Consider the following 26,500-nt stretch of genomic DNA (forward strand, 5'->3'; position numbering starts at 1 on the left):
CGCGATACTCGGCCAATACATTGAGAATCGTCTTCAAACCATTGAATCAAAAGACAAACGATGATTTATCCGTGGCAAACCGACGACTGGAACCGCCTGCAGCAATTGCGCACCCACTGGCCGCATGCATTGCTGCTCCACGGGCAAGCCGGCATCGGCAAGCTGCGTTTTGCCCAGCATCTGGCGCAGGGCCTGCTGTGCGAGTCGGCGCTGCCGAACGGCGAGCCGTGCGGCGCGTGCGCGGCGTGCAACTGGTTCACGCAGGGTAATCATCCCGACTACCGGATCGTGTTGCCGGAGGCGCTCGCCGCCGAAGCCGGTTTCACCAGCGCGGCCGATGAAAAAGCCGAGAAGGCCGATGCCGACGACAGCAAGAAGACGCGTACGCCCAGCAAGGAAATCAAGATCGAGCAGGTGCGGGCGCTGCTGGACTTCTGCGGCGTCGGCTCGCATCGCGGCGGCGTGCGCGTGGTCGTGCTGTATCCCGCCGAGGCGCTGAACGTCGCGGCTGCGAACGCGTTGCTGAAAACGCTCGAAGAGCCGCCGGCGGGCGTCGTGTTCCTGATGGTGTCGGCGCGTATCGACCGCCTGCTGCCCACCATCATCAGCCGTTGCCGCCAGTGGCCGATGACGACGCCGGCGCCGGAGGCCGCCGCCGGGTGGCTCGCGCAGCAAGGCGTCGGCGACGCGCCCGGCCTGCTCGCGGAAGCAGGCGGCGCGCCGCTGGCCGCGCTGGCGCTCGCAAGCGACGAAAACCGTCCGTTACGCGACTGGACGCTGAAGCAACTGGCCGCCGGCCCGAACTGCGACGCCTTCGCGTGCGGCGAGACGCTGCAGAAGCTGCCCGTGCCCATCGTGCTCGGCTGGCTGCAGCGCTGGATGTACGACCTGCTCGCACAGTCCACAGTGGGTGCGGCAGGCACGCCGCGCTATTTCCCTGCGGCGTCGGCGGCGCTCGCGCGTTGTGCGTCGCAGGCGGATGCGAACGCATTCGCGCGTTTCATGCGGACGGTTACGCGGCAGCGCGCAGTCGAAAACCATCCGCTGAATGCGCGGCTCGTGTTCGAGGAACTGTTTCTGGGCTACCGCGACCTGTTCGTTTAGGGCGCGCGGCAAGGTCTGGCGCGAGCTCTATCAGATTCACCCACGGATTTTTCGCAGGACTTCACCATGTTTGTCGACTCCCACTGCCATATCAACTTCGAAGGACTCGGCGACCGTCTGCCGCAAGTGCTCGACAACATGCGTTCGCACTCGGTGACACACGCGCTGTGCGTGTCCGTCGATTTCGAAACGCTCCCGTCCGTGCTGGACATCGCGCGCTCGTATGACAACGTGTACGCGTCGGTGGGCGTGCATCCCGATCACGAAGACGCGCAGGAGCCGAGCGTCGCCGAACTGGTCGAACTGGCGCAGCATCCGAAGGTGGTGGCGATCGGCGAGACGGGCCTCGACTACTACCGGCTGGAAGGCCGGTCGATCGCCGACATGGAATGGCAGCGCGAGCGCTTTCGCGTCCATATCCGCGCCGCGCACCAGACGGGCAAGCCGCTGATCGTCCATACACGGGCGTCGTCGGAAGATACGCTGCGGATCATGGCCGAGGAGCGCGCGAGCGTGCCCGGCGGCGTGATGCACTGTTTCACGGAGCCCTGGGCCGTCGCCGAACAGGCGCTTGCGCAGAATTTCTACATTTCGCTGTCGGGCATCGTCACGTTCAAGAGCGCGACGGATGTGCAGGACGTGGCGCGCCGCGTGCCGCTCGACCGTCTGCTGATCGAAACCGACTCGCCGTACCTCGCGCCCGTGCCGTATCGCGGCAAGCCGAATGAACCTGCGTACGTGAGTTATGTCGGACGCTTCATCGCGCAGCAGCGCGAGATGCCGGACGAAGCGCTTGCCGCCGCGACGACCGGGAACTTCTTCCGGCTGTTCAAGATTCCGGCGCCGTCTGGCGCCTGAAGAATAAAATCAGTAGTATCAAAAGGATAGGGAAGTTTCCTAAAGCAACACATGAAAAAATACACGATCGACGGCCGTCACGGCGCATCATCCCATCCGGGCTTTGCCCGCGCTGCCGACCTGCGCCGTGGCCTGGCCAGGCTCACGCTGGCGGCAGGCGTCGCGTTCGCGGCACTCGGCGCGCTGCCCGCGCAGGCCGCGCCTGCCGACACGATGATCAAGGCCGTCAAGTTCGACGACGTGAAGGAAGTGAAGAAGCAGCTGGCGAACGGCATGGACCCGAACATGGCCGACAACCAGGGCATGCCGCTCCTCGTGATCGCCGCGCGCGAAAAGTCGGACAAGGTCGTGGCCGCGCTGATCGCCAATCCGAAGACCGACATCGAGATTCTCGACAAGGCGGGCGAAAACGCGATGATGATGGCCGCACTGAACGGCGACATCGACATCGTGAAGCAGCTGATCGCGAAGGACGCGGAGGTCAACAAGAAGGGCTGGGCGCCGCTGCACTACGCGGCCGCGAATGGCCACGACGACATCGTCAAGCTGCTGCTCGATCACGACGCATACATCGACACGGGTTCGCCGAACGGCACGACGCCGCTGATGATGGCGGCGCGCGGCGGTCACGTGTCGACCGTCAAGCTGCTGCTTGACAGCGGCGCGGACCTGAACGTGAAAAACCAGATTGGCCTGACCGCGCTCGATTTCGCGAAACAGTACAAGGAGCCGGACGTCGTCGAGGGGCTGACGGCGCGGCTCCAGCAGACGCAGCAACAGGCGCCTGCCGGCACGCCTGCAACGCCGCAAAACAGTGCAAAATAGCGGCTTGGGCGCGCGTCACCACGCGCCCGAACTGAAGCGGGGACGGGTGGCCAATCCGGGCGGCAGAGATCGCCGGACGCCATGCATCGTTCCGGGCTCACACCAGGAAGGAAAAAACATGCTGCGGGTTTTGATTTGCGCCGGCGCGCTTGCTGTGCCGTTGACGGCTGCCGCGTTCACGGGGGGCGACCTCAACAAGCTGTGCACGAAAACGGACGTTGCGTCGCGTAGCGCGTGTGCAGCCTACATCGAAGGTGCTGCGGACGGCATCTTCAACACGATCGACGCGATCGGCGGGACGACGGGCCCGCGCGTCGGCCAGTATTTCTGCCTGCCGCCGGAAGCGCGCTCGCAGCAACTGACGGACGCGGTGCGCAAGTACATCGCCGACAATCCGAACGTGGCGGGTTACAACGCAAGCACGGCCGTGTCGCTGGGGCTCGGCAAGGCGTTCCCCTGCAAGTCGGGTAGCTGAGCGGCGCGCTTTCCGCTTGGCCCGTTCGCCGTTCTGCCAGACGCGCGCCGTGTTTCCGCACGGCGCGCGTTTTGTGCTTTCAGCCCGGTTTGCTGTCGGCCCGCTTTGAACCCGTCGTTTCGCCTATGCCGTCCGGATCTGCACACATGTGCAACTGATCGGCTGCAACCGCGGTCGAACCAGCACTGAATCAGAAACGATGCGCGCCGGCCACGGCGGACCGGCTGCGCCAACCAGAGCGGAGGGACAGCAACATGGGCCGACTGATCGTCGTGTCGAATCGCGTGGCAACGCCGACGGAAACCAAAGGCTCGGCAGGCGGGCTGGCCGTAGGCGTGTTCGGCGCGCTGAAGGACACGGGCGGCGTGTGGTTCGGATGGAGCGGCGACGTCGTGAGCGAGACGGTCGCGAATGCCGGCCCCACGCTCGAAACCGACGGCACCGTCACGTTCGCTACCACGGGCCTCACCCGCAAGGACTACGACCAGTACTACCGCGGCTTTTCGAACGCGACGCTGTGGCCCGTGTTCCACTATCGCAACGATCTCGCGCGCTACGAGCGCGAAGAGTACGCGGGCTATCGGCGCGTCAATGCGTGGCTCGCGCACAAGCTCATCAAGCTGCTTGAGCCCGACGATATCATCTGGGTCCACGACTATCACCTGATCCCATTCGCGGAAGCGCTTCGAGCTGAAGGCATCAGGAATCGCATCGGATTCTTCCTGCACATTCCGTTTCCGTCGCCGCAGATTCTGTTGAACATCCCGCCACACGAAGAACTGGTGAAGTCGCTGTGCTGCTATGACCTGATCGGTTTTCAAACCGAAAACGACGAACTCGCGTTCCACGACTATCTGCGCCGGCACGCGCGCGGCACCGTGTCGGGCGACGGTCACGCGGAGGCGTTCGGCCGCGAGCTGCGCACGGGCGTCTACCGGATCGGCGTGTTTCCCGACGACATTGCCGAGCAGTCGAAGCGCTACGAGAGCCGTCAGCACGTGCTCGATCTGAAGCAGAGTCTGGAAGGGCGCAAGCTGATCATGAGCGTCGACCGTCTCGACTATTCGAAGGGGCTGGTCGAGCGCTTCCGTGCATTCGAAGCATTGCTGGAGCGTTCACCCGAATGGCGCGGCAACGTCACGCTGGTACAGATAGCGCCGCCGACGCGCTCGGACGTGACGACTTACCAGGACATTCGTCAGCAACTCGAATACGAAGCCGGGCGCATCAACGGAAAATACTCAGGTCTGGATTACACGCCCATTCGCTATCTGAACCAGCAATACGACCGCTGGAAACTGATGTCGCTGTTCCGCGAATCGCAGGTCGGGTTCGTCACGCCGCTGCACGACGGCATGAATCTCGTCGCGAAGGAGTACGTCGCCGCCCAGAATCCGGACGATCCGGGCGTGCTGGTGCTGTCGATGTTCGCGGGCGCGGCGGCCGAACTCGAAGGGGCGTTGATCGTGAATCCTCACGATTCGATCGGCATGTGCGAGGCCTTGCAACGCGCGCTCGCGATGCCGCTCGATGAGCGCAAGCGGCGTCACGAGATCGACATGCAGGCGCTGCGCAAGAACGATCTCGGCGTGTGGCGCGATTCGTTCCTGCGCGATCTGCGCAGCGTGCCGCTTGCTGCGCCGGGGTCTGACGGGTCGGCCGAAAAGAAGAAGCAGGACCGGCGCGATGCAGCGTCCTGATTTATTCGATATCCAGAACAATCCTGCCTTTTCTCATCAGTGCGTCCATTCGGAGCCCGGATGCTGACGACGCTCGCCATCGCCAACTATCGCTCGTTGCGCGATCTGATCGTGCCGCTCGCGCGCCTGAACGTGATCACGGGGGCGAACGGAAGCGGCAAATCGAGCGTGTATCGCGCGTTGCGCCTGCTCGCGGTGACGGCGCGCGGCGGCGTCATTCCGTCGCTCGCGCGCGAAGGCGGTCTGCAATCGACGCTGTGGGCCGGACCCGAGCGCTTCTCCCGCGCGATGCTCGCGGGCGACTCGCCCGTGCAGGGCACGCGCCGCACGGAGCCCGTCAATCTGCGGCTCGGCTTTGCGGGCGACGAGTTCGGCTACGCGATCGATCTGGGTCTGCCCATTCCGGGCGAGACGCAGTTCGGCCTCGATCCCGTCATCAAACGCGAATCCATCTGGAGCGGCCCCGTGCTGCGTCCATCGGCGCTGCTCGTCGACCGGCATGGCCCGTCGATCCGTACACGTGATGACGACGGCGAATGGCAGACCATTCCGCATAGCGTCGCCAGTTTCGACAGCATGATGACGGAGTTTTCCGACCCCCGTAGTGCGCCGGAAATGATCGCCGTGCGTGAGCAGATACGTTCCTGGCGCTTTTACGATCATTTCAGAACGGATGCCGAGTCGCCCGTTCGTTTGCCGCAGATCGGCACGCACACACCCGTGCTCGCCGACGACGGCGCGGATCTCGCGGCAGCCTTGCAGACGATCCGCGAAATCGGCGACCCGGCCACGCTCGATGCCGCCATCGACGACGCGTTTCCCGGTTCGCGCATCGCGATCACCAATGTCGAAGGGCGCTTCGAAGTCACGATGCAGCAGCAGGGCTTGCTGCGTGCGTTGAAGGGCGCGGAACTGTCGGACGGTACGCTGCGCTATCTCCTGCTTGCGGCGGCACTGCTCACGCCCCGGCCGCCTGCGCTGCTCGTGCTGAACGAGCCGGAGACGAGTCTGCATCCCGATCTGCTGCCTGCGCTCGCGCGGCTGATCGCGCGAGCGTCGTTGCGCTCGCAGGTGATCGTCGTGTCACATGCTGCGCGGCTGATCGCGGCGCTCGAGCGCGAGGAGGGCAGCGAATCGGTGGTGCTCGAGAAGCAACTGGGTGCAACGCGTATCGCCGATGCCGATTCACGCGATCTGCCCGCGTGGAAGTGGCCCGCGCGCTGAACGGCCGCAGTCGCATCGAGACAGCGCACATGAGCGGACGGAAAACAGCCCGTCCGAAACGAGTGTTTCCCGACTGTAACAGCGTAATGCATTTGAAATAGCTGCGGTTTTCCAGCAGAGGCCGGGCAATAATCGGCACTTGGGACTCGGGAGGCCCCAGGCCGGACGCGCGCAGCATCCGGGAAGCGCGAGGCGGTATTCGGACAAACCCGCGGATAAACCCGTTATGCGGATAAACCCGATACACCGCGTCAAAGCGCATGAAATCGCCGCGTCGCGTTTGATTGGCTGCCTGCCTGCTGTCATACTCGTTCGCCACTGCTCGCTGCAGCCGCCTTCGCGCGGCCCTTGGAGACACAGATGAGAATTGCGCAGATCGCCCCTTTGACGGAATCGGTGCCGCCCAAGCTGTACGGTGGAACTGAGCGCGTCGTGTCGTACATTACCGAGGCGCTCGTCGACCTGGGTCACGAGGTGACGCTCTTCGCGAGCGGCGACTCCGTCACGCGCGCGAAGCTCGAACCCGTCTGGCCGCGTGCGCTGCGGCTCGATCCCGGCATTCGCGACCGCATCGCCCCACACATGCTGCTGATGGAACTGGTGCGCCGCGCCGCCGACGATTTCGATGTGCTCCATTTTCACATGGACTACTACTCGTTTTCGGTGTTCAAGCGCCAGGACACGCCGTTCGTCACGACCTTGCACGGCCGTCTCGATCTGCCTGAACAGCAGCCGGTGTTCGACACCTTCAACACCGCACCCGTCATTTCGATTTCGAACTCGCAGCGTCATCCGCTGCCGCAGGCGCGCTGGCTGAGCACCGTCTATCACGGCCTGCCCGAAACGCTCTACACGCCGCAGCCCGTCGAGCAGAAGTACCTCGCGTTTCTGGGGCGCATCTCGCCGGAAAAACGTGTCGATACGGCGATCCGCATTGCGGGCCGCTGCGGGCTGCCCATCCGTATCGCCGCGAAGGTCGATGCCGCCGACGCCGAATACTTCGAACGCGATATCAAGCCCTTGCTCGATCTGCCGTACGTCGAGTTCATCGGCGAAATCGCCGATCATCAGAAGGCCGGGTTTCTGTCCGGCGCGCATGCTCTGCTGTTTCCAATCGACTGGCCGGAGCCGTTCGGTCTGGTCATGATCGAGGCCATGGCGTGCGGGACGCCCGTCATCGCGTTCAATCGCGGCGCGGTGCCCGAAGTGATCGACGACGGCGTGTCCGGCTTCATCGTCGAGGACGAGATCGGCGCGGTGGCCGCCGTCAACCGTCTGCACAAGCTGCCGCGCGCGAACGTGCGCAAGCGCTTCGAAGAGCGCTTCACGTCGCACCGGATGGCGCGGCAGTATGTGGACGCGTATCAGTCGGTGATTCGCGCGCAGAAGCGTTCGCGCTTCAAGGTGATCGACGCGTCGTCCACCACCTGATCGAAGTCCGGCGCGACGCCGCATAAAGAAAGGGCGGTGCAATCGTGAGATTGCGCCGCCCTTTGTCATCTGCCTCATGTTCGTCGCCGATGAAAGCGGGTGACCCACTTCGTCGACGACCTGCCGGAACTGCGCGGCGGACTGGCGTCCGCGTCCCGTAGCGCTGCATCGCGGCGGCGCCCGCACGATCCACGCACGTGGGCCGCGTTGCCGTCAGATCTTGAGCTTCGACACCTTCGTGCCCGCCAGCGACACATCGGCCATCAGGCCTGCGTTCGTCAGGATGAATACTTCGACGGGCGCCGTGGCCGTCGTCGAATCGACGGCGCCGTTCGCGCCCATCTTGACGAGCGCGACGGATGCATCCGCGCCGACCGACCAGCCGTCCGAACTGCGGAATTTGTCGAGTGCGTCCTGCGTCATGAAGCAGAAGATGATCGCCTTCGATTGCGCGCCCGCCTGCAGCCCGAACGAGCCCGAGATCGTGCTGTAGTAGCCGACGGAGCTGCCGCCCACGCGCAGCGCGCCCTCGCCATACTGGCCGCCGACCACGAAGCCGACCTGCAGCACGGACGGGAAAACGAGAATGCCGCGCGACTTGGCGACCAGCTCGCGCGACCCGTTAACGGTCGTGTAGAGACGGGACATGGTGCCGTCGACGCTGGCGTCGATCGACTGCCGTTTGGACATGTCCGTAGCGGCAGATTCCCCGCTGCTCTTGGTGGTGGTGCAGCCGGCCAGTGCAAGGGTTCCGAAAGCGAGCGCGGCGGTACTCTTCAACATGAAGTTTCGTCTTTGCATCGTTTTTCTCCATCGTGGTTCCGGGGTGCAGCCTCAGTTCACACGGGTTGCCTGTTGAGTTATATCACACGAACCAGCAATGCAAAGGTTCTGGGGACACCGCGCAAACCCTTGTGCGACAAGCATCCCGGCGATCGTCAGCGATTCGTTGGGTAATTCTGGCCGGTTGGCCGCGCAGGCAGGAAGGCTGTCCGGATGCCGTCCCGCCCGCGCTCGCGGAGACCGGCAAGGCCGTGCGCGCGCCGCCTGCGGGGGGCGCTCGACATGGCGCAAAACGAGGTCGTATTTACCGGTTTGCGGCGCGTCAAAATATGCTGTAAGCGAACGGAAAGTGTTGCGGGAAAGCCGCAGCGCGGATGCGGCACTTGCGTCCGCCTGCGTCGTTTTCCAAACGATGACGGCGCAACATGCGGCTAGTGATTCGCGGGACTTTTGTTGACGGGCGGCCGCCGCAGCGCGCGCCGCACGACGCCGATGACGAAGCCGATCGCGAAGATGGTCGCGGCGGGCACGACCCAATAGCCGACAAACGCATGCCACAGATAGCTCGCCAGCGTGCTCTTGCGGACCGCGTATTCGTTGAGCGCGTCCTGCTGGCGCGGCGCGTTGGCGGCCAGCACGTCGGCGGGGCAGCCGGCTGCGCGCGCGTCGTCGGGTGTGCCGTGGCAGCGCGCGGCGGCGCCTGCGGCGCGCTGCGCGTCGGTGAACTGCCAGCTCGTGAGCGCGTTGTTCAGGTCGACCCGGTTATAGGCCATCTCCTCCTGAATCTCGCGCACGGCGACGATCGCCACGGGCACCGCCCAGAAGACGATCACCACCAGCCAGCGGCGCAACCAGCGATTCTTGTGTCTCCCAACCATCCTTGCCTCCGTGCGATGCGCTTGCGGCATCAACGACAAGCTGGCGGCCCGTGGGACTTGTTCTGTATGGGGTATGGGCCGTCTGTGCCGCCATCATAGAAGAAAACGGCGCGGGAAGGGCGGGGCGCGGCACTGCGAATGCACAGCTTGTGTGCGCCATGGCGCAGGACATCGTGGCGCCCTATGCAGGCCAGAAAGAAAAAGCGGCGCCCGTGATGGACGCCGCTCGCCTGTCTCGCATCGCCGTGCGCCGCGCGGTTCACGCGGCGCCGTGCGGATGCTGTTCTCCTCAGCCCTTGTTGCTCAGGCACGTCTTCATGAATGCCTTCCGATCGTCGCCCTTCTTGTCGCCCGCCTGCGTGTTGCACATCTTCATCTTGTCCTGCTGCGACATCGGTGCGGACGCAGCCATCGCCGACGATGCCGACAGACAGTCCTTCATGAACGCCTTGCGCTCGTCTCCTTTCTTGTCGCCCGCCTGCTTGTTGCACGCGGTCATCTTCGATTGCTGGCTGTTCGCGGCAAAAGCGGGCGACGCGAGCAGCCCCGTCAGGGCGAGAGCGGCGAGTGCGGCCTGGATCTTCATGGGAGACTCCATCACGGGTTGTGAATGTTGTTGATTGTCGTGAGACGGACATCGAGCCGGGCAAGTCGCCTTCGCTGTGATCGGCCGTCACCATTGCGCTACATGGTGTCTGTCAGAACGAACGGAGAGGGCAAAAGGTTGACGCGTGCAACGCTCAGACGGCACAGGTGTTTCCCTAAGACGGCTTATCCCGAACACGCGAACCGCTATGCTTGTGTCGTTGCCTTCACACGATTCAGGAGTTTTCGCCATGCACTATCTGTTGATCTACGATGTGTCGCCGGATTATCTCGAGCGTCGCCCGGAATTTCGTGCCGCACATCTAAAGCATGCGTGGGCCGCTGCGGATCGCGGCGAACTTCATCTTGCGGGCGCGCTCGCCGATCCCGTCGACACGGCCGTGCTGCTGTTCGAAGGCGATTCGCCGGCCGTTGCCGAGTCGTTTGCGAAAGCCGATCCCTATGTGCTCAACGGACTCGTCACGCAATGGCGCGTTCGGCCATGGACCACGGTTGTCGGCGAGCGCGCCGCGACACCTGTCCGCTAATGTCCCTCGGTGTCCCTTAGTGTCCGGTAGTGTCCGTTAAGCGCGTCGATATCCGTCACTTCGCGCCAACACGCTTCGTCGCAGCGGCAAGCATGCGTCACAAATAGAAACGTCGCTGCGCTCCGGCACTTTATGCCGCACGCATTGAATCGAATGTAACGCGGTCAATAGTGTTGTGCGCGATCTACGCGTACACACCGCTGTCATCGCGGCGGCGCGAGCATGGATGCGCTGCGCCGCGCTGTTTGCGCCGCCGCCGATGCGTTGCGACTGACGTCAGTTCTGTGACATTCACGAACTAAACGATGGAGCAAAAAGCACAAGTTTGTTTCTATCCGTAACACTTGTCTCAGTCATATTCAGACAAACCCTAGCAATGGTATGCTTCGTGCACAAATTCTCCCATGCACGAGTGAGACCACGTTTTGTGCGTCGTCCCGGTGAAATGTCGCACTATCGATGTGCGCTTTCTCAATCCCGGCGCAAGAACGTACAAGCATATTGTGCAACCGCGGACCCGACACGAACCGCCAAAATGAAGTTCGTGAGAGCCCAAAGCCGCAGCCAGGCCAGGCTGCGTGGAGAACAGCATGTTTTTCGATGAGCTAAGCAATGACGAATGGGCGCAAATTTCCGCGCTCGTTTCCGACGAGCCAGCCGTCCGCCTGAACCGACGCGGACGGCCCCGCGCCGAACCCCGTATCGTGGCCAATGCCGTCCTGTGGATTCTGACCACGGGCGAGCCGTGGTCGAAGCTTCCCGGTCGTTATCCGTCAGGCCCTACGTGCCGGCGCCGCTTCGAAGAGTGGCAAGCCGACGGCACGCTGGCCGATGTGATCCGTCTGTTGACGCAGAATGGGCGCGCGTTCGCCTATATCCCGGAGCCGACGCCGCCCGCTGCGCCGAAGCCGGCGCCCGTGGTCGAAGCACCGAAGCCGCGCGATGAACTCGCGCGCGGCGTGTTCTGGAAGAGCCCGGAGACGTGGCAGTCGTCCGCTCAGGAACCGGGCGTGACGAGCGGCTGGCGTGCGCTCGCGCCGATGGCCGACATCACGCGCCAGCTCGCCGGCTCGGCGGCTGTCGAGACGGGCTTCGTCGACGCGTCCCGTGCGAGCAGCGCGCCTGCGCACGACGCTGCCGCCGTCTTCGACGGCGCGCCGCGTATCGATGGGCAAGCCAGGGACGTGCAAGACGTGGCGCAGGCGGACATCCAGGCCTTTGCCGCCGATACCGCGATCGTGCCGGGCGTCGTGACGAACGAACTGCGCGACGAGCAGGCGTATGCCGGGGACACCTCGGCCGACGACGCACAAGCGGGCAGCCAGCACATGCCGTTGTGGATGAGCCTTACGGCGCCGCGCGGCCTGCAGGTCGCAGACGGGTTCGGCTATGTGATCTACGTTGCGGCGGAGCAGGTGCCCAACGACAGCTTCCGGGCGTGGGCCGAGATCATGAAGGACGGCAAGCGCGTCGAGCGCTCGGGCCTGATCGGTCCGCGCTTCACCGATGCCGACGCGGCACACCGTTTCGCGCTCGACTGGGCGCGTCAATGGATCGACCGCGAATGCCGCACGCATGAAGCGGGCGCGGGTCTGCACGCGAGCAGCTTTGCGAGCCAGAAGGCGAGTGTGGGTGCGCATGCGGGCATGCATGCGCCGAAGGCCGCCGTGCGGCCCGTCACGCGCGCGATGCCGGAACTCACGCCGACGCCGTCACTCGCCGCGGCGAACGTGACGCCTGCCGCTGCGGGCAATCCGCATCTGCCGCAGCGGCTGATGCCGTTGCGCCGCTATCCGTCCGACGCCGTCAACGACAAGGCGGGCGAGCGCTATCCGTTGATCTCGAAGCTGATTTCTCACGCAGGGTGATGACGATGGCGTGAGCACGCCATCTTTTGATGCCGGGCTGGAACCGGTTCTTGCGTTGCTCCGCCGCCCCGTTGTACAGGTATCAGTACTTCGGTAGCACATTCCCGGTCTGACGACATGCAGAAGCGGTGACGGGCCACAACCCGTCACCGCGCTATGCATTACTGACGGCCGTAGGTGTCGTCGAAGCGCACGATGTCGTCTTCGCCAAGATACGAGCCGGATTGCACCTCGATGATTTCGAGCGGCATCTTGCCCGGATTTTCCAGGCGATGCTTGATGCCGAGCGGGATATACGCCGATTCGTTTTCCGACACGATGAAGCGTTCTTCACCGCGCGTGACGAGCGCCGTGCCGCGCACGACGATCCAGTGTTCCGCGCGGTGGTGGTGCATCTGCAGCGACAGCTGCGCACCCGGCTTCACGACGATGCGCTTCACCTGGAAGCGCTCGCCCATGTCGACGGAATCGTAGTGGCCCCACGGGCGATGCACCTTGCGATGGTTCACGGCTTCCGTGCCATGCTTTTCGCGGATGCGGCCGACCACTTTCTTCACGTCCTGCACGCGGTTCTTGTCGGCGACGAGAATCGCGTCATCCGTTTCGACGACGACGAGATCCTGCGTGCCCACGCAGGCAATCAGGCGTCCTTCCGAATGCGCGAACGTCGACTCCGCGCCTTCGAACATCACGTTACCGCGGCCCACGTTATCGTCGCCGTCTTTCGGCAGGATGTCCCAGATGGCGTCCCACGAACCGACATCGGACCAGCCCGCATTGAGCGGCACGACGACGCCCGAGCACACTGACGTGTCGGTGCCGAGCTGTTCCATCACCGCGTAATCGATCGAATTCTTCGGGCAGGCGCCGAACGCGTCGCGCTGCACGCGGAAGAAGTCGCCGTCGGTCTTGCCTTGCGTATGCGCGGCCTCGCAAGCTTCGTAAATGGCGGGCTGGAAATGGCGCACGGCCTTGAGCCACGTCGACGCACGCAAAATGAAGATGCCGCTGTTCCACCAGTACTCTTTCGACTCGACATAATGCTGCGCGAGTTCGAGATGCGGCTTTTCGACGAAGCGGTCGAGCTGATGCGCGATGATCGCGCGATCGTCCGGCGTGTTGTCCGGGGTGTTGCCCGATGAGAGCGGCGCGCCGATGCGAATGTAGCCATAGCCCGTTTCGGCGCGCAACGGCACGATGCCCATCGTCACGATATGGCCGTTCGCCGCGTGCTGCACACCCGTGGCGACGGCGGCATGAAAGCCTTCGCTGTCGGTGACGGCGTGGTCGGCGGGCATCACGACCATGATGCCGTCCTCGTCCTGCGCAAGCACGGAGAGCGCGGCGATCGTCAGAGCGGGCGCCGTGTCGCGCGCGCAGGGTTCGAGAATCAGACGGCTTTGCACGCCGCTCACGCGCAGCTGTTCGGCCGTCGTGAAGCGATGCTCTTCGTTGCACACGACGACCAGCTGTTCGGCAACCGGGTAGCCGGCATCGAGTCCATCGAGCCGGCGGGTCGTCGATTGCAGCAGCGAGTCTTCGCCCAGCAGGCCGATCAGCTGCTTCGGATGCTGTTCACGCGACATCGGCCACAGGCGCGTGCCTGAGCCGCCGGCAAGGATCACGGGATGAACCTTGAGCTTAACGTTGATCCGGGATGGATTCGCCTGTCGATTCTCGACGGCTGACGCCGTAGCAGTCATGGTGATAACTCCTCGAAGCGGGGTGAATGGCTTCGTTTTTATCACGTCGTAATGCGTCAATAAATTGGCATTGAATTTCTATCGAATAATTACGATAGAAAATAGTGGCCCGTCATCAACGATTAATTTCGCAATGCTTTAAAAAACTAAAATAAATCGGTTAAAAATTGACATGACACGACGACCTGGCGCCTGAACAGAACAATACCGGATGCGCGCATCGACCCGTCTGGCACCGCGAGCGGAAAATTACGCCGCAAGAGAACGAAAGACGACGCATAACGCCGAACAGAGCCCTGAAATGCGGCAAAAGTTACCGGATTAAAGAAGAAAAAATCCGGAAATTCGTGCCGATACATTTTGAGATTTTTTGCAGCCTTGTCGGCGGAATTTTAATGCCGCTTTATTGAGGCTTGTAGAAGGGTATTCACCCATCGGCGTGATTCGATTCAACGCGTGATCCAACTGGTTCAATGCGCAATTCGATCCGCCGATCCCGATTTGCCGGATGCGCTAACACGATTGCAGCGGCATTCAATCTCAACCGGACGCGAATAGAACTTGATTGAACTGACAGACAAGGCGAGGTGCAGCAGATGCTGAGCGTTCTTTCGAGAATCATCGACATCGGCATGGTCGCGCTCGGCGCACTGATCGCGGCGGCCGTGCATGCGGAGGGCTTCGTTTGGCTCGACGACATGCAGAGCGTGTCGCTTGCGTTCGACTGCCTGCTCGTGATCCTGTTTTTCCCCGCGCTCGGCGTATATCAGTCGTGGCGCGGCAAGCCGCTGTACGACCTGCTGTGGCGCGTGACGATGGGCTGGATGATGGTCGAGGTGACGGGCATCCTGATGAGCTTCAGCCTGCACCGCGCGGACATGCTGTCGCGCCTGTGGCTCGCGTATTGGGCCGTTGCCACCATCGTGCTGCTGATCGTCACGAAGGCGGGTGTGCATGCCGTGCTGCGCGGCCTGCGCCGCGAGGGCTACAACCAGAAGAAGGTCGCTATCGTGGGCGGCGCGCCGTATGGCAAGTTTCTGATCGAGCAGATGCGCAGCCGTCCCGAAGCGGGTTTCAGCCCCGTCGTCGTGTACGACGAGGCCGACTCGCGCAGCCACTACGAAGACACCGACGAGCCGCAGGCGATCGAAGGCGTGCCCGTGCAGCGCGACTACGCGGCGATGATCGACGAGATGCGCCGGCGTTCGGTGCGCGAGTTGTGGATGGCGCTGCCGATGTCGCAGGAAAAGATCATCCATCGCTTCGTGATGGAGTTCCGCAACGACTTCGTGAACATCCGCTTCATTCCGGATGTGCGCAGCCTGACGCTCTTCAGCCAGCCGATGGTCGATCTGCTCGGCGTGCCGGCGATCAATCTCGCCGCGTCGCCCATTACCGATCTGCGCGTGCTGCCCAAGCGCGTGTTCGACCGCCTGTTCGCGCTCGCCGCGCTGACGGCGCTCGCGCCGTTGATGCTCGCGATCGCCGCGGCTGTGAAGCTGTCGTCGCCCGGGCCCGTGTTCTTCCGGCAGCGGCGCAAGGGCATCGACGGCCGCGAGTTCGAGATCTTCAAGTTCCGCTCGATGAAGGTGCACAAGGAAGAAGCGGGCCGGATCACCCAGGCCACGCGCCGCGATCCGCGCATCACGCCCGTCGGCGCATTCCTGCGGCGCACGAGCCTCGACGAGCTGCCGCAATTCATCAACGTGCTGCGCGGCGAGATGTCGGTGGTCGGCCCGCGCCCGCACGCGCTCGAACACGACGACATCTACAAGGATCTGGTGAAGGGCTACATGCATCGCTACCGGATCAAGCCCGGCATCACCGGCTGGGCGCAGATCAACGGCTACCGCGGCGAAACCGACCGCATCGAAAAGATGATGGGCCGCGTGAAGCTCGATCTGTACTACATGCAGCACTGGAGCTTCTGGCTCGACCTGAAGATCGTCGGCCTGACGTTCTGGAAGGGCTTCGTCGGCAGCAACGCGTACTGAGCGCCGCGCGCCGCCAACCATGCGCAAACGCAGGGAACGCCGCGCGTTCCGCATTCACTGAACCATTCAAACTCCGAGGTGTAATTCATGAATCTGACGATCGTTGGAACCGGATACGTAGGCCTCGTGACGGGCGCCTGCCTGGCCGACATCGGGCACGACGTATTCTGCCTCGACGTCGATCAGCGCAAGATCGACGTGCTGAACAACGGCGGCGTGCCGATCCATGAGCCGGGTCTGCTGGAGATCATCGCGCGCAATCGCAAGGCGGGGCGCCTGACGTTTTCGACGGACGTCGAAGCGGCCGTCGCGCACGGCGACATCCAGTTCATCGCCGTCGGCACGCCGCCCGACGAGGACGGTTCCGCCGACCTGCAATACGTGCTCGCCGCCGCGCGCAATATCGGCCGCCATATGACGGGCTTCAAGGTGATCGTCGACAAGTCGACGGTGCCCGTCGGCACGGCGCGCCGCGTCGCGCAGGCCGTGCAGGAAGAACTCGACAAACGCGATCTGAAACAGATGTTCTCGGTCGTGTCGAACCCCGAGTTCCTGAAAGAGGGCGCCGCCGTCGAGGACTTCACGCGCCCCGACCGGATCATCCTCGGCTGCGACGACGACGTGCCGGGCGAAAAGGCGCGCGAACTGATGAAGCGCCTCTATGCGCCGTTCAACCGCAATCGCGAGCGCACGCTGTACATGGACGTGCGTTCCGCCGAATTCACGAAATACGCGGCCAACGCGATGCTCGCCACGCGCATCTCGTTCATGAACGATCTCGCGAATCTCGCGGACCGCGTCGGCGCGGATATCGAAGCCGTGCGGCGCGGCATGGGTTCCGATCCGCGCATCGGCTACGACTTCCTGTACGCGGGCTGCGGCTATGGCGGCTCGTGCTTCCCGAAGGACGTGCAGGCGCTGATCCGCACGGGCAGCGAAATGGGCCATGTGCTGCGCATTCTCGAAGCCGTCGAAGCCGTCAACGAATCGCAGAAGAAGATCCTCGCGCAGAAGATCGTCGCGCAGATGGGCGAGGACCTGTCGGACCGCACGTTCGCTGTCTGGGGCCTCGCGTTCAAGCCGAATACCGACGACATGCGCGAAGCGCCGAGCCGCGCGCTGATCGCCGAACTGCTTTCGCGCGGCGCGAAGGTCGTGGCCTACGACCCCGTCGCGATCGACGAATCGAAGCGCGTGTTCGCACTCGACCTGCAAGGCAAGCCGCAGCAGCTCGCGCGTCTGACCTTCGCCGATGAAGAGATGCAGGCGGCCGAACAAGCCGACGCGCTCGTGATTCTCACCGAATGGAAGGTGTTCAAGAGCCCGGACTTCGACAGTCTCAAGACGCTGCTGAAAACGCCCGTCATTTTCGATGGCCGCAATCTGTATGAGCCGGAAACGATGCGCGAGCTCGGCATCGAGTATCACGCGATCGGCCGTCAGGCCGCGCAGCCGCAGGGTGCATCGCAACGTGCCGCCGCGTCGCCGGCTGCCGCCGCCGCGCTGTAACGCTGCACGACGTCATCGACCCGAGGGGAGGCCGCCCATGTTCGCGAACGTGCTGATCGTCTGCCACGCCAACGTGTGCCGCTCGCCTGCCGCCGAGTGGCTGTTCAGGTCGCGGCAGCACGAGCGCGGCGCGCTGCCCATCGCGTTTCGCTCGGCTGGTCTGCGCGCCATCGACGGTCATGGGATGGACCCCGTGATGCGGCGTCTGCTCGAAGAACGCGGTGTCGATGGCGGCACGGGCGGCACGCATCGCTCACGGCGGCTCGATCGCCCGAGCGTGCGTGCCGCCGATCTGATCCTCGTCACCGAACAGCGGCAAGTGAAAGACGTGGAAGCGCTCGAACCCACTTCGCGCGGCAAGGTGTATCCGCTCGGCAAGTGGGGCAAGTGGGACGGGCAGGGCAACGGGGGCGGCGCCGATGTCGTCGATCCGCACGGACGCGACGAAGCCGTGTATCGCGACAGCCTCGCGCACATCGAACACCTCGTCATGGGATGGCTGGACAAAATATGCTGAAACGACACATCACGATATCTCTTGTGCTGACGACTTTTCTGTCGGCATGCGCGACCGCACCGGGGAATTACCTCGACACGTCGCGCCTGAAGGAAGACCAGCAGAACAAGCCGGCTGAGACGTACCCCGTCAAGCTGATCGACGCCTCGGTGATCGAGCGGCAGCAGGCGCAGACGGCCGACGCGATCGCGCATCAGGTGCTGCCGCCGCCGGGCCCGTTCGCCGATCCGACGCAGTACGTGTACCGCGTCGCGCCGCAGGACATTCTCGGCATCACCGTGTGGGACCACCCGGAACTGACGACGCCGAACGGCAGCACGCTGTCCTCGGGCGGCAACACCACGCAGACGCTCGGCGGCGCCTTGCAGCAGCCGTACACCCAGGCATTGCCGGGCCAGGCCGATCCGTACGGGCAGACGGTCGCGCCCGACGGCACGATCTATTTCCCGTTCGTCGGCCGCATTCATGCGTCGGGACGGACCACCGCGCAGATCCGCGACGAGTTGTCGAAAAAGCTCGTGCCGTACATCCGCGATCCGCAGGTCGACGTGCGCGTGCTGTCGTACCGCAGCCAGAAAGTGCAGGTGACGGGCGACGTGAAGACGCCAGGCCCGCTCGCCCTGTCCGACGTGCCGCTCACGCTCGTCGACGCGATCACGCGCTCGGGCGGCTCGACGGACAACGCCGATCTGCAGCGCGTGCGTCTCACGCGCAAGGGCAAGCTCTACGTGCTCGACGCGAACCGCATGCTCGACAAGGGCGACGCCACGCAGAACGTGATGCTCGAACCGGGCGACATCGTCAACGTGCCGGATCGCAGCGACACGCGCATCTTCGTGATGGGCGAAGTGAAGACGCCGATCCCCGTTCCGATGAACAAGGGCGAGCTGACCATCGCCGATGCGCTCACGCAGGCGGGCGGGATTCTCGACACCGACGCGAACCCGCGCCAGATCTACGTGATGCGCGGCATGAAGGAGAAGCCGACCACGCCCGACGTGTATCGCCTCGACATGACGCAGCCCGACGCGATCATGCTGTCCTCGCAATTCCAGCTGCAACCGATGGACGTGGTGTACGTGGGCACGGCCGCTTCGACAACGTTCAACCGCGTATTGCAGCAGGTGCTGCCGACCGTGCAGACGCTGTTCTACCTGAAGCAGCTAACGCGCTGATGCACGGCCCGAAACGCTGCAGGAAACGCTGCATGACACGCTGCATGAAACGCTGCCTGAAGCACATGAGCAGCCGCATTGCCTGAACCGCTGCCCGCATGCCGGCGCTTCGCATCCGAACCTGAACGGATGCAACGCGCCGGATGCGGGCGGCGACCCGACCCGGGTCAACCCTGAGCACTCAAGCGAGTATCCAAGTGAGCACTCAAGCCAATCCCCATCTGGCCATGCAGGCCAGAACCGAAGAAGAGGACGTGGTCCTCGGCCAACTGCTGCAGGTGATCATCGACGACATCTGGTGGCTGATCGGCATCGCTGCGACCATCATCGCGATGGCCGGCTTCTACTGCTATGTCGCGAAGCCCGTGTATTCGGCCGACGCGCACGTCCGTGTGGAAGCGTCAGACAACACGTCGCAGGCGCTCACGCAGACGCAGACGGGCGCGACGATCTCGACGGGGCAGAACACGATTCCCACCGACGCCGAGATCGAAATGATCAAGAGCCGCGGCGTCGTCGCGCCCGTGGTTCAGCAGATGAAGCTGAACTTCTCGGTGACGCCGAAGACGGTCCCCATTCTCGGCAGCCTCGCCGCGCGCCTCGCCACACCTGGCGTGCCCGCGAAGGCGTGGCTCGGCCTCGGCTCGTATGCATGGGGCGGCGAAGTGGCCGAAGTCGATTCGATCGACGTGACGCCCGCGCTCGAAGGCAAGAAGCTGATCCTCACGGCGATGGACAACGGCCGCTACACGCTGATGACGCCCGACGGCCAGCTGCTGTTGCGCGGCGAGGCAGGCGAGCCCGCGCAGGGCGGCGGCGTCACGCTGCTCGTCAACAAGCTGGTGGCGCGCCCTGGCACGCAGTTCACCGTGATGCGCGCGAACGATCTCGACGCGATCGCCGCGTTCCAGTCCGCGATCAACGTGCAGGAGCAGGGCAAGCAGACGGGCGTGATCTCGATCTCGCTCGAAGACCAAAGCCCCGAGCACGCGGCCGCCGTCGCCAATGCGCTCGCGCAGTCGTATCTGCTCGAACACATCCGCACCAAGCAGGCCGATGCGAGCCGGATGCTCGACTTCCTGAAGAGCGAAGAGCCGCGTCTGAAGTCCGATCTCGAACGCGCGGAAGCGGCGTTGACGGCTTACCAGAGCAAGAGCGGCTCGATCAACGCGAGCGACGAAGCGAAGGTCTATCTGGAAGGCAGCGTGCAGTACGAGCAGCAGATTTCGGCACTGCGTCTGCAGATTTCGCAGCTCGAACAGCGCTACGGCGACGATCACCCGATGATCAAGGCCGCACAGCAGCAGATGGCCGAACTGCAGGCGCAGCGCACCAAGTACGCGGACCGTTTCCGCGATCTGCCCGCCACGGAAGTGAAGGCCGTGCAGCTGCAGCGCGATGCGAAGGTCGCAGAAGACATCTACGTGCTGCTGCTCAACCGCGTGCAGGAACTCTCCGTGCAGAAAGCGGGCACGGGCGGCAACGTGCATATCGTCGATGCGGCGCTGCGTCCCGGTTCGCCCATCAAGCCGAAGAAGGTGCTGATTCTTTCCGCGGCGACGATTCTGGGCCTGATCGTCGGCACGGGGTTCGTGTTCCTGCGCCGCAATATGTTCAAGGGCATCGACGATCCCGAAACCGTCGAGCGCGCGTTCCATCTGCCCGTGTACGGTCTCGTGCCGCTGTCGGCGGAACAGGCGCTGCTCGAAAACGCCGCAGTGCGTGGCGGCACGCGCCAGCGCGCGGTGCTCGCGAACGCGAAACCGAAGGATGTCTGCATCGAAAGCCTGCGCAGCCTGCGCACGTCGATGCAGTTCACGCTGCAGGACGCGCGCAACCGCATCGTCATGTTCACGGGCCCGCTGCCCGGTGTCGGCAAGAGCTTCCTGACGATCAACCTCGGCGTGCTGCTCGCGCATTCGGGCAAGCGCGTGCTGATGATCGACGGCGACATGCGGCGCGGCGCGCTCGAAAAGCATCTGGGCGGTTCGCCCGACAACGGCCTGTCGGAACTGCTGAGCGGTCAGATTTCGCTGGAAGAGGCGGTTCGCGCGACGGAAATCGACAACCTCGCGTTCATTTCGTGCGGCCGCCGTCCGCCGAATCCGTCCGAGCTGCTGATGTCGCCGCGCCTGCCGCAATACCTCGAAGGCCTCGCCAAGCGCTACGACGTGATCCTGATCGACACGCCGCCCGTGCTGGCCGTCACCGATGCATCGATCATCGGCGGCTATGCGGGCTCGACGTTCTTCGTCGTGCGCTCGGGCATGCACAGCGAAGGCGAGATCGCCGATGCGCTGAAGCGTCTGCATTCGGCGGGCGTGCATGTGCAGGGCGCGATCTTCAACGCGATGCCGCCGCGCGCGCGCGGCAACTACGACCGCCACTACGCGGCCGTGCAGGAATACCTGAGCACCTGATGCGCGCAGTGCGCCTTCAATCAGCCACGGAGAGTACAGGATGAAGATAACGGTACTGGTGCCGACGTATCGCCGGCCGAAAGACCTCGCGCGCTGTCTTGCCGCCTTGCAGAAACAGGAGCGCGTGCCCGACGAAGTCGTGGTGGTCGCGCGGCCAGACGATGACGCGACGCATGCGTGCCTCGCCGATCCCCTCGTGGTCGGCGCGCTGCCGCTGAACATCGCACCCGTCGAGCTGCCGGGCCAGGTGGCCGCGTTGAACTGCGGCCTCGACGCCGCGACGGGCGACGTGATCGCGATCACCGACGACGACGCCGCGCCGCACGGCGACTGGGTTCGCCGCATCGGCGCGGCCTTCGAAGGCGACGCCCGGCTGGGCGCGCTCGGCGGACGCGACTGGGTGCATCAGAGGGGCGGCGTGCTCGACGGCTCGCGCTTCCTGGTCGGCAAGATGACGGCGTCGGGCAAGATCATCGGCAATCACCACCTGGGTGTGGGCGAGGCGCGCGAAGTCGATCTGCTCAAGGGCGCGAACATGAGCTACCGGCGCGACGCGATCCGTTCGATCCGCTTCGACGGCCGCCTGCGCGGCGCGGGCGCGCAGGTGCACAACGACATGGCTTTCAGCATGAGCGTGAAGAACGCGGGCTGGAAGCTCGTCTACGATCCGCGCGTCGCCGTCGATCATTTCCCCGCCGAGCGTTTCGACGACGACCGCCGCGACGCGCAGTCGATGACGGCCGTGCGCAACGCCGCGTACAACCTGCATCTGATCCTGCGCGAGCAGTTGCCGCCTGCGCAGCGCGAGGTCGCATGGTGGTGGTACGCGCTCGTCGGCACGCGCGTCTATCCGGGCGCCTTGCACGCCGTGCTCGCGCTGACGTCGAAAGGCGCGCGCACGAAGCTCGCGCGCTGGCGCGCGGTGCGCACAGGCGCACGCGAGGCACGCCGCGCGTACGCAGCGCATCGGGGCGCGGGGGTGCACGCATGACGACGAAGGTCCACGTGCATCTGTTTTACGGCGCCGACCCGCGCTTCTATCGCAAGGGCGAGGACATCGGCTGTCTGTACGGCTATCACCATGCCGAGTCCGACGAATTTCAACTGAGCTACTCGCAGGACACGCCGGAAAGCAAGCCTGTGCGGCTCGCGCGCCGCGCGTTGAAAACGCTGCTCGGCTTCGATCTGATTCACACGCTGCGCAATCGCGACGAGATGCTGCGCTCCGACGTGATCTGGACGCACACCGAGCACGAATGGCTGTCCGCCGCGCTGATGCTGCTGATGAACGGCAAGCGCCATGAAGCAGGCCCTCAGCCGCTGCTGATCGCGCAGAGCGTCTGGCTGATCGACAAATGGCCCAGCTATGGGCTGCTGCGGCGCTGGTTCTATCGCAAGCTGATGGCGCGCGCCGATCTGCTGACGACCCTCGCGCGCGACAACGCCGAGCTGTGCCGCGACTACTTCGAGCGCGACGCGACGCAGTTGTTCTACGGCCTCAACACGCGCGACTTCCCCGTGCAGAAGCCGACGCAATGGCAGCCGGGCACGCCGCTGCGCATCGCGGCCATCGGCAACGATCGCGACCGCGACTGGGAAACGCTGATCAGGGCAGTCGGCAACGACCCGCGCTTTGCCGTGCGGCTCGCAACGCGCCGGCGCATTCCGCGTTCGCTGCGCTCGCTGAACGTGCATGTCGCGCCCGCGGCGGGCCTGAAAAAGCAGCGCGAACTGTACGACTGGGCCGACGTGATCGTCGTGCCGCTGCGGCCGAACACGCATGCGTCGGGCATTACGGTGATGCTCGAGGCGGCCGCCGTCGGCAAGCCGATGGTCGTGACCAACGTCGGCGGACTGCAGGATTATTTTTCGGCGCGCGCCGCGGCGTATGTGCCGCCGTTCGATGCCGACGCGCTGCGCAATGCGCTGCTCGGCCTGATGACGTCGCCGGTCGCAGCGCTGCAACAGGCGCAGGCGGCCGCGACGGAACTCGTGTCGCGCGATCACACGACGCAGCACTACGCGCAGCAGCACGTGAAGATCACGCGCGATCTGCTGCGCCGCCGTGGCCAGACGGCGCAACAGGGCCGGCGCGAACGCGAGCGCGTGCGCCAGGCGGAAGCCGTGCCGTCGCAAAGCCGGGGAGGGAGGTAAGCGATGTCGTCGATTGCACCAGCCGGGATGGAGGGCGCAGCGCGCAGCGCAAAGCGCGAGCGCCGCGACTGGCTGCCGCCCGCGTTGCTGTGGCTCATCACGGCGATGCTGATCGTCGCGCACCAGGGCACGGTGCTCACGCTCGCGTTCCCGGTGCTGTCGATCGCCGTCGGTTTCTGGCTGTACTTCAAGGCGCCCGCGAAGTACGTCGGCTACATGTGGTGGTTGTGGTTTCTGAGCCCGGAAGTGCGGCGTCTCGCCGACTGGTCGAAGGGCGCCTTCACGCCCACAAGCCTGATCCAGGTCGCGCCGCTTGCCGTGACGATGATCAGCGGCCTCTCGCTGATCCGCTTCTACCCCGTGCTCGCGCAACGACGCGGTTTGCCCGTCTTGCTGGTGCTCGGCGGCCTCGCGTATGCGTTCATGATCGGCGTCGTCTCCAGCGGGCCGCTGGCGGCCCTGTACGACCTCGCCAACTGGGTCTATCCGATCCTGATCGGTTTTCACATCATGGCGCACTCGCGGCAGTACCCGGAATTCCGCGACACCATCGTCAATACGTTCATCTGGGGCATGCTGCTGATGGGTGGCTACGGCCTCGTGCAGTTTTTCATCATGCCGCAGTGGGACGCGCTGTGGATGCTCGGCTCGCAGATGAACTCGCAGGGCGACCCGGTGCCATTCGGCGTGCGCGTGTTCAGCACGATGAATTCGTCGGGCCCGTTCGCGCTCGCGATGATGGGCGCGATGGTCTACGTGATGGCCGCGAACCATCGCGTGCGCTGGGTGGCGGGTGCGTTCGGCTTCCTGTCGTTCTGCCTGTCGCTGGTGCGCTCGACATGGGGCGGCTGGGTGATCGCCATGCTCATTCAGCTCGTGAAGTCGGACAACAAGGTGCGCATCCGCATCGTCGCGAGTGCGGTGCTGCTGACGGGACTGTGCGTGCCGCTGCTCGCCGTCGGTCCCGTCGCCGAGCGTATGCAGGCGCGCCTCGACACGATCATCAATCTGCACGACGACCAGAGCTACGCGGCGCGCAACGAGTTCTACGCGACCTTCGCGAAGACTGCGTTCACCGACGTGACGGGCGAAGGACTCGGCGCGACGGGCACCTCGACCAAGCTCTCGAACGACGGCGGCCAGCTCGGCCAGTACGGCAACTTCGACAGCGGCGTGATGAACATTCCGTTCGTGCTCGGCTGGCCGGGCACGCTGCTGTACATGTCGGGCGTGATCTGGCTGCTGCTGCGTGCATTGCGCGCGTCGTTCAGATTGCGCGACGACAAGTTCGCGTCGGCGTCGCTGTCGCTCGCGCTCTCGATCTTCGCGATGCTCGTGTTCACCAATTCGCTCGTCGGCACGGGCGGCCTGCTGCTGTTCATGGGCGTGTTTTCGATCATTTCCGCGGCGCACTGGCAGAAGCTGAACGGGCGCCGCCCATCATTCTTTCATGGAGGCCACTGATTGAGAGTCGCCATCGTCACGCACGTGGTGCGTCATAACGACGGGCAGGGCCGCGTCAATCACGAGATCGCGCGCGCCGCGCTCGACGAGAACATCGAGGTCACGCTCGTCGCTTCGCACGTTGCGCCCGAACTGCTGCAGCATCCGCTCGTGCGCTGGGTGCCCGTGAAGATCGGCCGCTTCTGGCCGACCAATCTGCTGCGCCAGCAGGTGTTCGCGCTCAAGAGCGCATTGTGGCTGCGCATGCATCGGCGCGAATACGACGTGCTGCACGTCAACGGCTTCATCACGTGGATGCCCGCCGACGTCAACACTGCGCACTTCGTGCACACGGGCTGGTTCAGGAGCAAGTACTACCCGTTCGGTCTCGGCAAGGGCCTGTGGTCCGCGTATCAGTTCATCTATACGCGCGCCAATGCCGTACTCGAAGGCTGGGCGTACCGGCGCTCGCGTGTGATTACGGCCGTGTCGCAGAAGGTCGCCGCGGAGGTCGCCGCGATCGGACTGACGCCGGACAACCGGCTCGACGTGATCTACAACGGCGTCGATACGCAGGGCTTTGCGGCAGCGCAAGGCAACCGCTCGCGCTTCAAGCTGCCCGAGGACAAGTTCCTGCTGCTGTTCGTCGGCGATCTGCGCACGCCGCGCAAGAACCTCGGCACGGTGCTGAAGGCGCTGACGCATCTGCCCGAACGCGTGCATATCGCCGTGGCGGGGTATCTGCCCGGCAGTCCGTATCCCGAAGAAGCGAAGGCGCTCGGCATCGCGGACCGCGTGCATTTTCTGGGGCTCGTGAAAGAGATGCCCGTGCTGATGCATTCCGTCGATGCGTACGTGTTTCCGTCGCGCTACGAGGCGATGAGCCTGTCGCTGCTCGAAGCGATGGCGGCCGGCCTGCCCGTCGTGACGGCACATACGGCGGGCGGGGCGGAGATCATCACGCCCGAGTGCGGCATCGTGCTCGACGATCCCGACGATCCGAAAGCGCTGGCGCAGGCCGTCGGGCGTCTCGCATCGAACGATGACGAGCGCCTCGCGATGGGCCGCGCGGCCAACGAACTCGCGACAGGCTTCGGCTGGGCGCGCATGGCGCAGCAGTACATCGCGCTGTACCGGCAGATCGCGGGACGGCGCGAAGACCGCCGCCACGCGAACACGCTCAACGACAAGCACGGCAACCACAGCGAAGGCGACGCGCTGACGGCGAACGTGCTAGCAGGGCCGCAAGGCGCGGACGGCGCCTGACGCACGTCATGCACGTGACGCAAGCGCGCCCATCGACAAC

The 26,500-nt window shown here is 64.5% G+C and carries 22 protein-coding genes; 18 read left to right on the plus strand and 4 right to left on the minus strand.

What is annotated here, in order from left to right; genetic code table 11:
* Positions 1-60: 60 nt before the first annotated feature.
* The 7 genes from FRZ40_RS03235 (at position 61) to FRZ40_RS03265 (ending at position 7,617) form a co-directional block, all read left to right on the plus strand.
* The gene (locus FRZ40_RS03235; protein ID WP_147233311.1) at positions 61-1,104 is read left to right on the plus strand and encodes a DNA polymerase III subunit delta'; all 1,044 of its coding nucleotides are present in this window, start codon (positions 61-63) and stop codon (positions 1,102-1,104) included.
* 66 nt (positions 1,105-1,170) lie between these two features.
* Complete coding sequence (locus FRZ40_RS03240) at positions 1,171-1,962, plus strand: TatD family hydrolase (RefSeq protein WP_028365509.1); 792 nt, start codon at positions 1,171-1,173, stop codon at positions 1,960-1,962.
* 51 nt (positions 1,963-2,013) lie between these two features.
* Positions 2,014-2,787, plus strand: a complete 774-nt coding sequence (locus FRZ40_RS03245; RefSeq protein WP_028365510.1) for an ankyrin repeat domain-containing protein — start codon at positions 2,014-2,016, stop codon at positions 2,785-2,787.
* A gap of 118 nt (positions 2,788-2,905) precedes the next feature.
* Positions 2,906-3,262 (plus strand): Rap1a/Tai family immunity protein, encoded by a 357-nt coding sequence (locus FRZ40_RS03250; protein WP_028365511.1) that lies wholly within the window; start codon positions 2,906-2,908, stop codon positions 3,260-3,262.
* A 254-nt stretch (positions 3,263-3,516) separates the two neighbouring features.
* Entirely contained in the window at positions 3,517-4,962 is a 1,446-nt protein-coding gene (gene otsA, locus FRZ40_RS03255) for an alpha,alpha-trehalose-phosphate synthase (UDP-forming) (protein WP_147233312.1), read from the plus strand.
* A gap of 60 nt (positions 4,963-5,022) precedes the next feature.
* Entirely contained in the window at positions 5,023-6,186 is a 1,164-nt protein-coding gene (locus FRZ40_RS03260; RefSeq protein ID WP_147233314.1) for an AAA family ATPase, read from the plus strand.
* Positions 6,187-6,546: 360 nt separating this feature from the next.
* The gene (locus FRZ40_RS03265; RefSeq protein WP_028365512.1) at positions 6,547-7,617 is read left to right on the plus strand and encodes a glycosyltransferase family 4 protein; all 1,071 of its coding nucleotides are present in this window, start codon (positions 6,547-6,549) and stop codon (positions 7,615-7,617) included.
* Positions 7,618-7,830: 213 nt separating this feature from the next.
* On the opposite strand, the gene FRZ40_RS03270 is transcribed toward FRZ40_RS03265, so the two are convergent.
* From FRZ40_RS03270 to FRZ40_RS03280, 3 genes are all read right to left on the minus strand, one after another.
* Positions 7,831-8,418, minus strand: a complete 588-nt coding sequence (locus FRZ40_RS03270; protein WP_147233316.1) for a BPSL1445 family SYLF domain-containing lipoprotein — start codon at positions 8,416-8,418, stop codon at positions 7,831-7,833.
* A gap of 413 nt (positions 8,419-8,831) precedes the next feature.
* Positions 8,832-9,278 carry a hypothetical protein gene (locus FRZ40_RS03275; protein WP_147233318.1) on the minus strand — a complete coding sequence of 149 codons (447 nt, stop codon included), beginning with the start codon at positions 9,276-9,278 and terminating at the stop codon, positions 8,832-8,834.
* A 289-nt stretch (positions 9,279-9,567) separates the two neighbouring features.
* Positions 9,568-9,864, minus strand: coding sequence for a PsiF family protein (locus FRZ40_RS03280; RefSeq protein ID WP_028365515.1), 297 nt, complete (start codon positions 9,862-9,864; stop codon positions 9,568-9,570).
* A gap of 250 nt (positions 9,865-10,114) precedes the next feature.
* On the opposite strand from FRZ40_RS03280, the gene FRZ40_RS03285 reads away from it, so the two are divergent.
* Both FRZ40_RS03285 and FRZ40_RS46100 read left to right on the plus strand, forming a co-directional pair.
* Complete coding sequence (locus tag FRZ40_RS03285; protein ID WP_028365516.1) at positions 10,115-10,411, plus strand: YciI-like protein; 297 nt, start codon at positions 10,115-10,117, stop codon at positions 10,409-10,411.
* Between the two features lie 590 nt (positions 10,412-11,001).
* A complete protein-coding gene (locus FRZ40_RS46100) occupies positions 11,002-12,279 on the plus strand; it encodes a DUF6566 family protein (RefSeq protein WP_147233319.1) in 1,278 nt (425 codons plus the stop codon).
* 161 nt (positions 12,280-12,440) lie between these two features.
* Here FRZ40_RS46100 and FRZ40_RS03295 read toward each other — a convergent pair whose 3' ends face one another.
* Positions 12,441-13,982: a mannose-1-phosphate guanylyltransferase/mannose-6-phosphate isomerase gene (locus FRZ40_RS03295; RefSeq protein ID WP_147233321.1), complete on the minus strand. Its 1,542-nt coding sequence runs from the start codon at positions 13,980-13,982 to the stop codon at positions 12,441-12,443.
* A gap of 596 nt (positions 13,983-14,578) precedes the next feature.
* Here FRZ40_RS03295 and FRZ40_RS03300 point away from each other — a divergent pair.
* The 9 genes from FRZ40_RS03300 (at position 14,579) to FRZ40_RS03340 (ending at position 26,460) form a co-directional block, all read left to right on the plus strand.
* Positions 14,579-15,976 carry an undecaprenyl-phosphate glucose phosphotransferase gene (locus FRZ40_RS03300; protein ID WP_147233323.1) on the plus strand — a complete coding sequence of 466 codons (1,398 nt, stop codon included), beginning with the start codon at positions 14,579-14,581 and terminating at the stop codon, positions 15,974-15,976.
* Between the two features lie 87 nt (positions 15,977-16,063).
* Positions 16,064-17,485, plus strand: a complete 1,422-nt coding sequence (locus FRZ40_RS03305; protein WP_028365520.1) for a UDP-glucose dehydrogenase family protein — start codon at positions 16,064-16,066, stop codon at positions 17,483-17,485.
* A 37-nt stretch (positions 17,486-17,522) separates the two neighbouring features.
* Positions 17,523-18,002: an arsenate reductase/protein-tyrosine-phosphatase family protein gene (locus FRZ40_RS03310; protein ID WP_147233324.1), complete on the plus strand. Its 480-nt coding sequence runs from the start codon at positions 17,523-17,525 to the stop codon at positions 18,000-18,002.
* Positions 17,996-19,177, plus strand: coding sequence for a polysaccharide biosynthesis/export family protein (locus FRZ40_RS03315; protein ID WP_147233326.1), 1,182 nt, complete (start codon positions 17,996-17,998; stop codon positions 19,175-19,177). Before FRZ40_RS03310 ends, FRZ40_RS03315 begins: the two co-directional genes overlap by 7 nt.
* 227 nt (positions 19,178-19,404) lie before the next feature.
* On the plus strand, positions 19,405-21,597 hold the full coding sequence (locus tag FRZ40_RS03320) for a polysaccharide biosynthesis tyrosine autokinase (RefSeq protein WP_147234757.1): 2,193 nt from the start codon (positions 19,405-19,407) through the stop codon (positions 21,595-21,597).
* A gap of 40 nt (positions 21,598-21,637) precedes the next feature.
* On the plus strand, positions 21,638-22,588 hold the full coding sequence (locus tag FRZ40_RS03325) for a glycosyltransferase family 2 protein (protein ID WP_147233328.1): 951 nt from the start codon (positions 21,638-21,640) through the stop codon (positions 22,586-22,588).
* Entirely contained in the window at positions 22,585-23,751 is a 1,167-nt protein-coding gene (locus FRZ40_RS03330; RefSeq protein WP_147233329.1) for a glycosyltransferase, read from the plus strand. The genes FRZ40_RS03325 and FRZ40_RS03330 overlap by 4 nt, the downstream gene beginning before the upstream one ends.
* Before the next feature lie 3 nt (positions 23,752-23,754).
* The gene (locus FRZ40_RS03335; RefSeq protein WP_147233331.1) at positions 23,755-25,215 is read left to right on the plus strand and encodes a glucose-6-phosphate isomerase; all 1,461 of its coding nucleotides are present in this window, start codon (positions 23,755-23,757) and stop codon (positions 25,213-25,215) included.
* Complete coding sequence (locus FRZ40_RS03340) at positions 25,216-26,460, plus strand: glycosyltransferase family 4 protein (protein WP_147233333.1); 1,245 nt, start codon at positions 25,216-25,218, stop codon at positions 26,458-26,460. It begins immediately after the preceding gene.
* The last annotated feature ends 40 nt before the right edge of the window (positions 26,461-26,500 follow it).

This window comes from Paraburkholderia azotifigens (assembly GCF_007995085.1).
GTDB classification, from domain to species: domain Bacteria; phylum Pseudomonadota; class Gammaproteobacteria; order Burkholderiales; family Burkholderiaceae; genus Paraburkholderia; species Paraburkholderia azotifigens.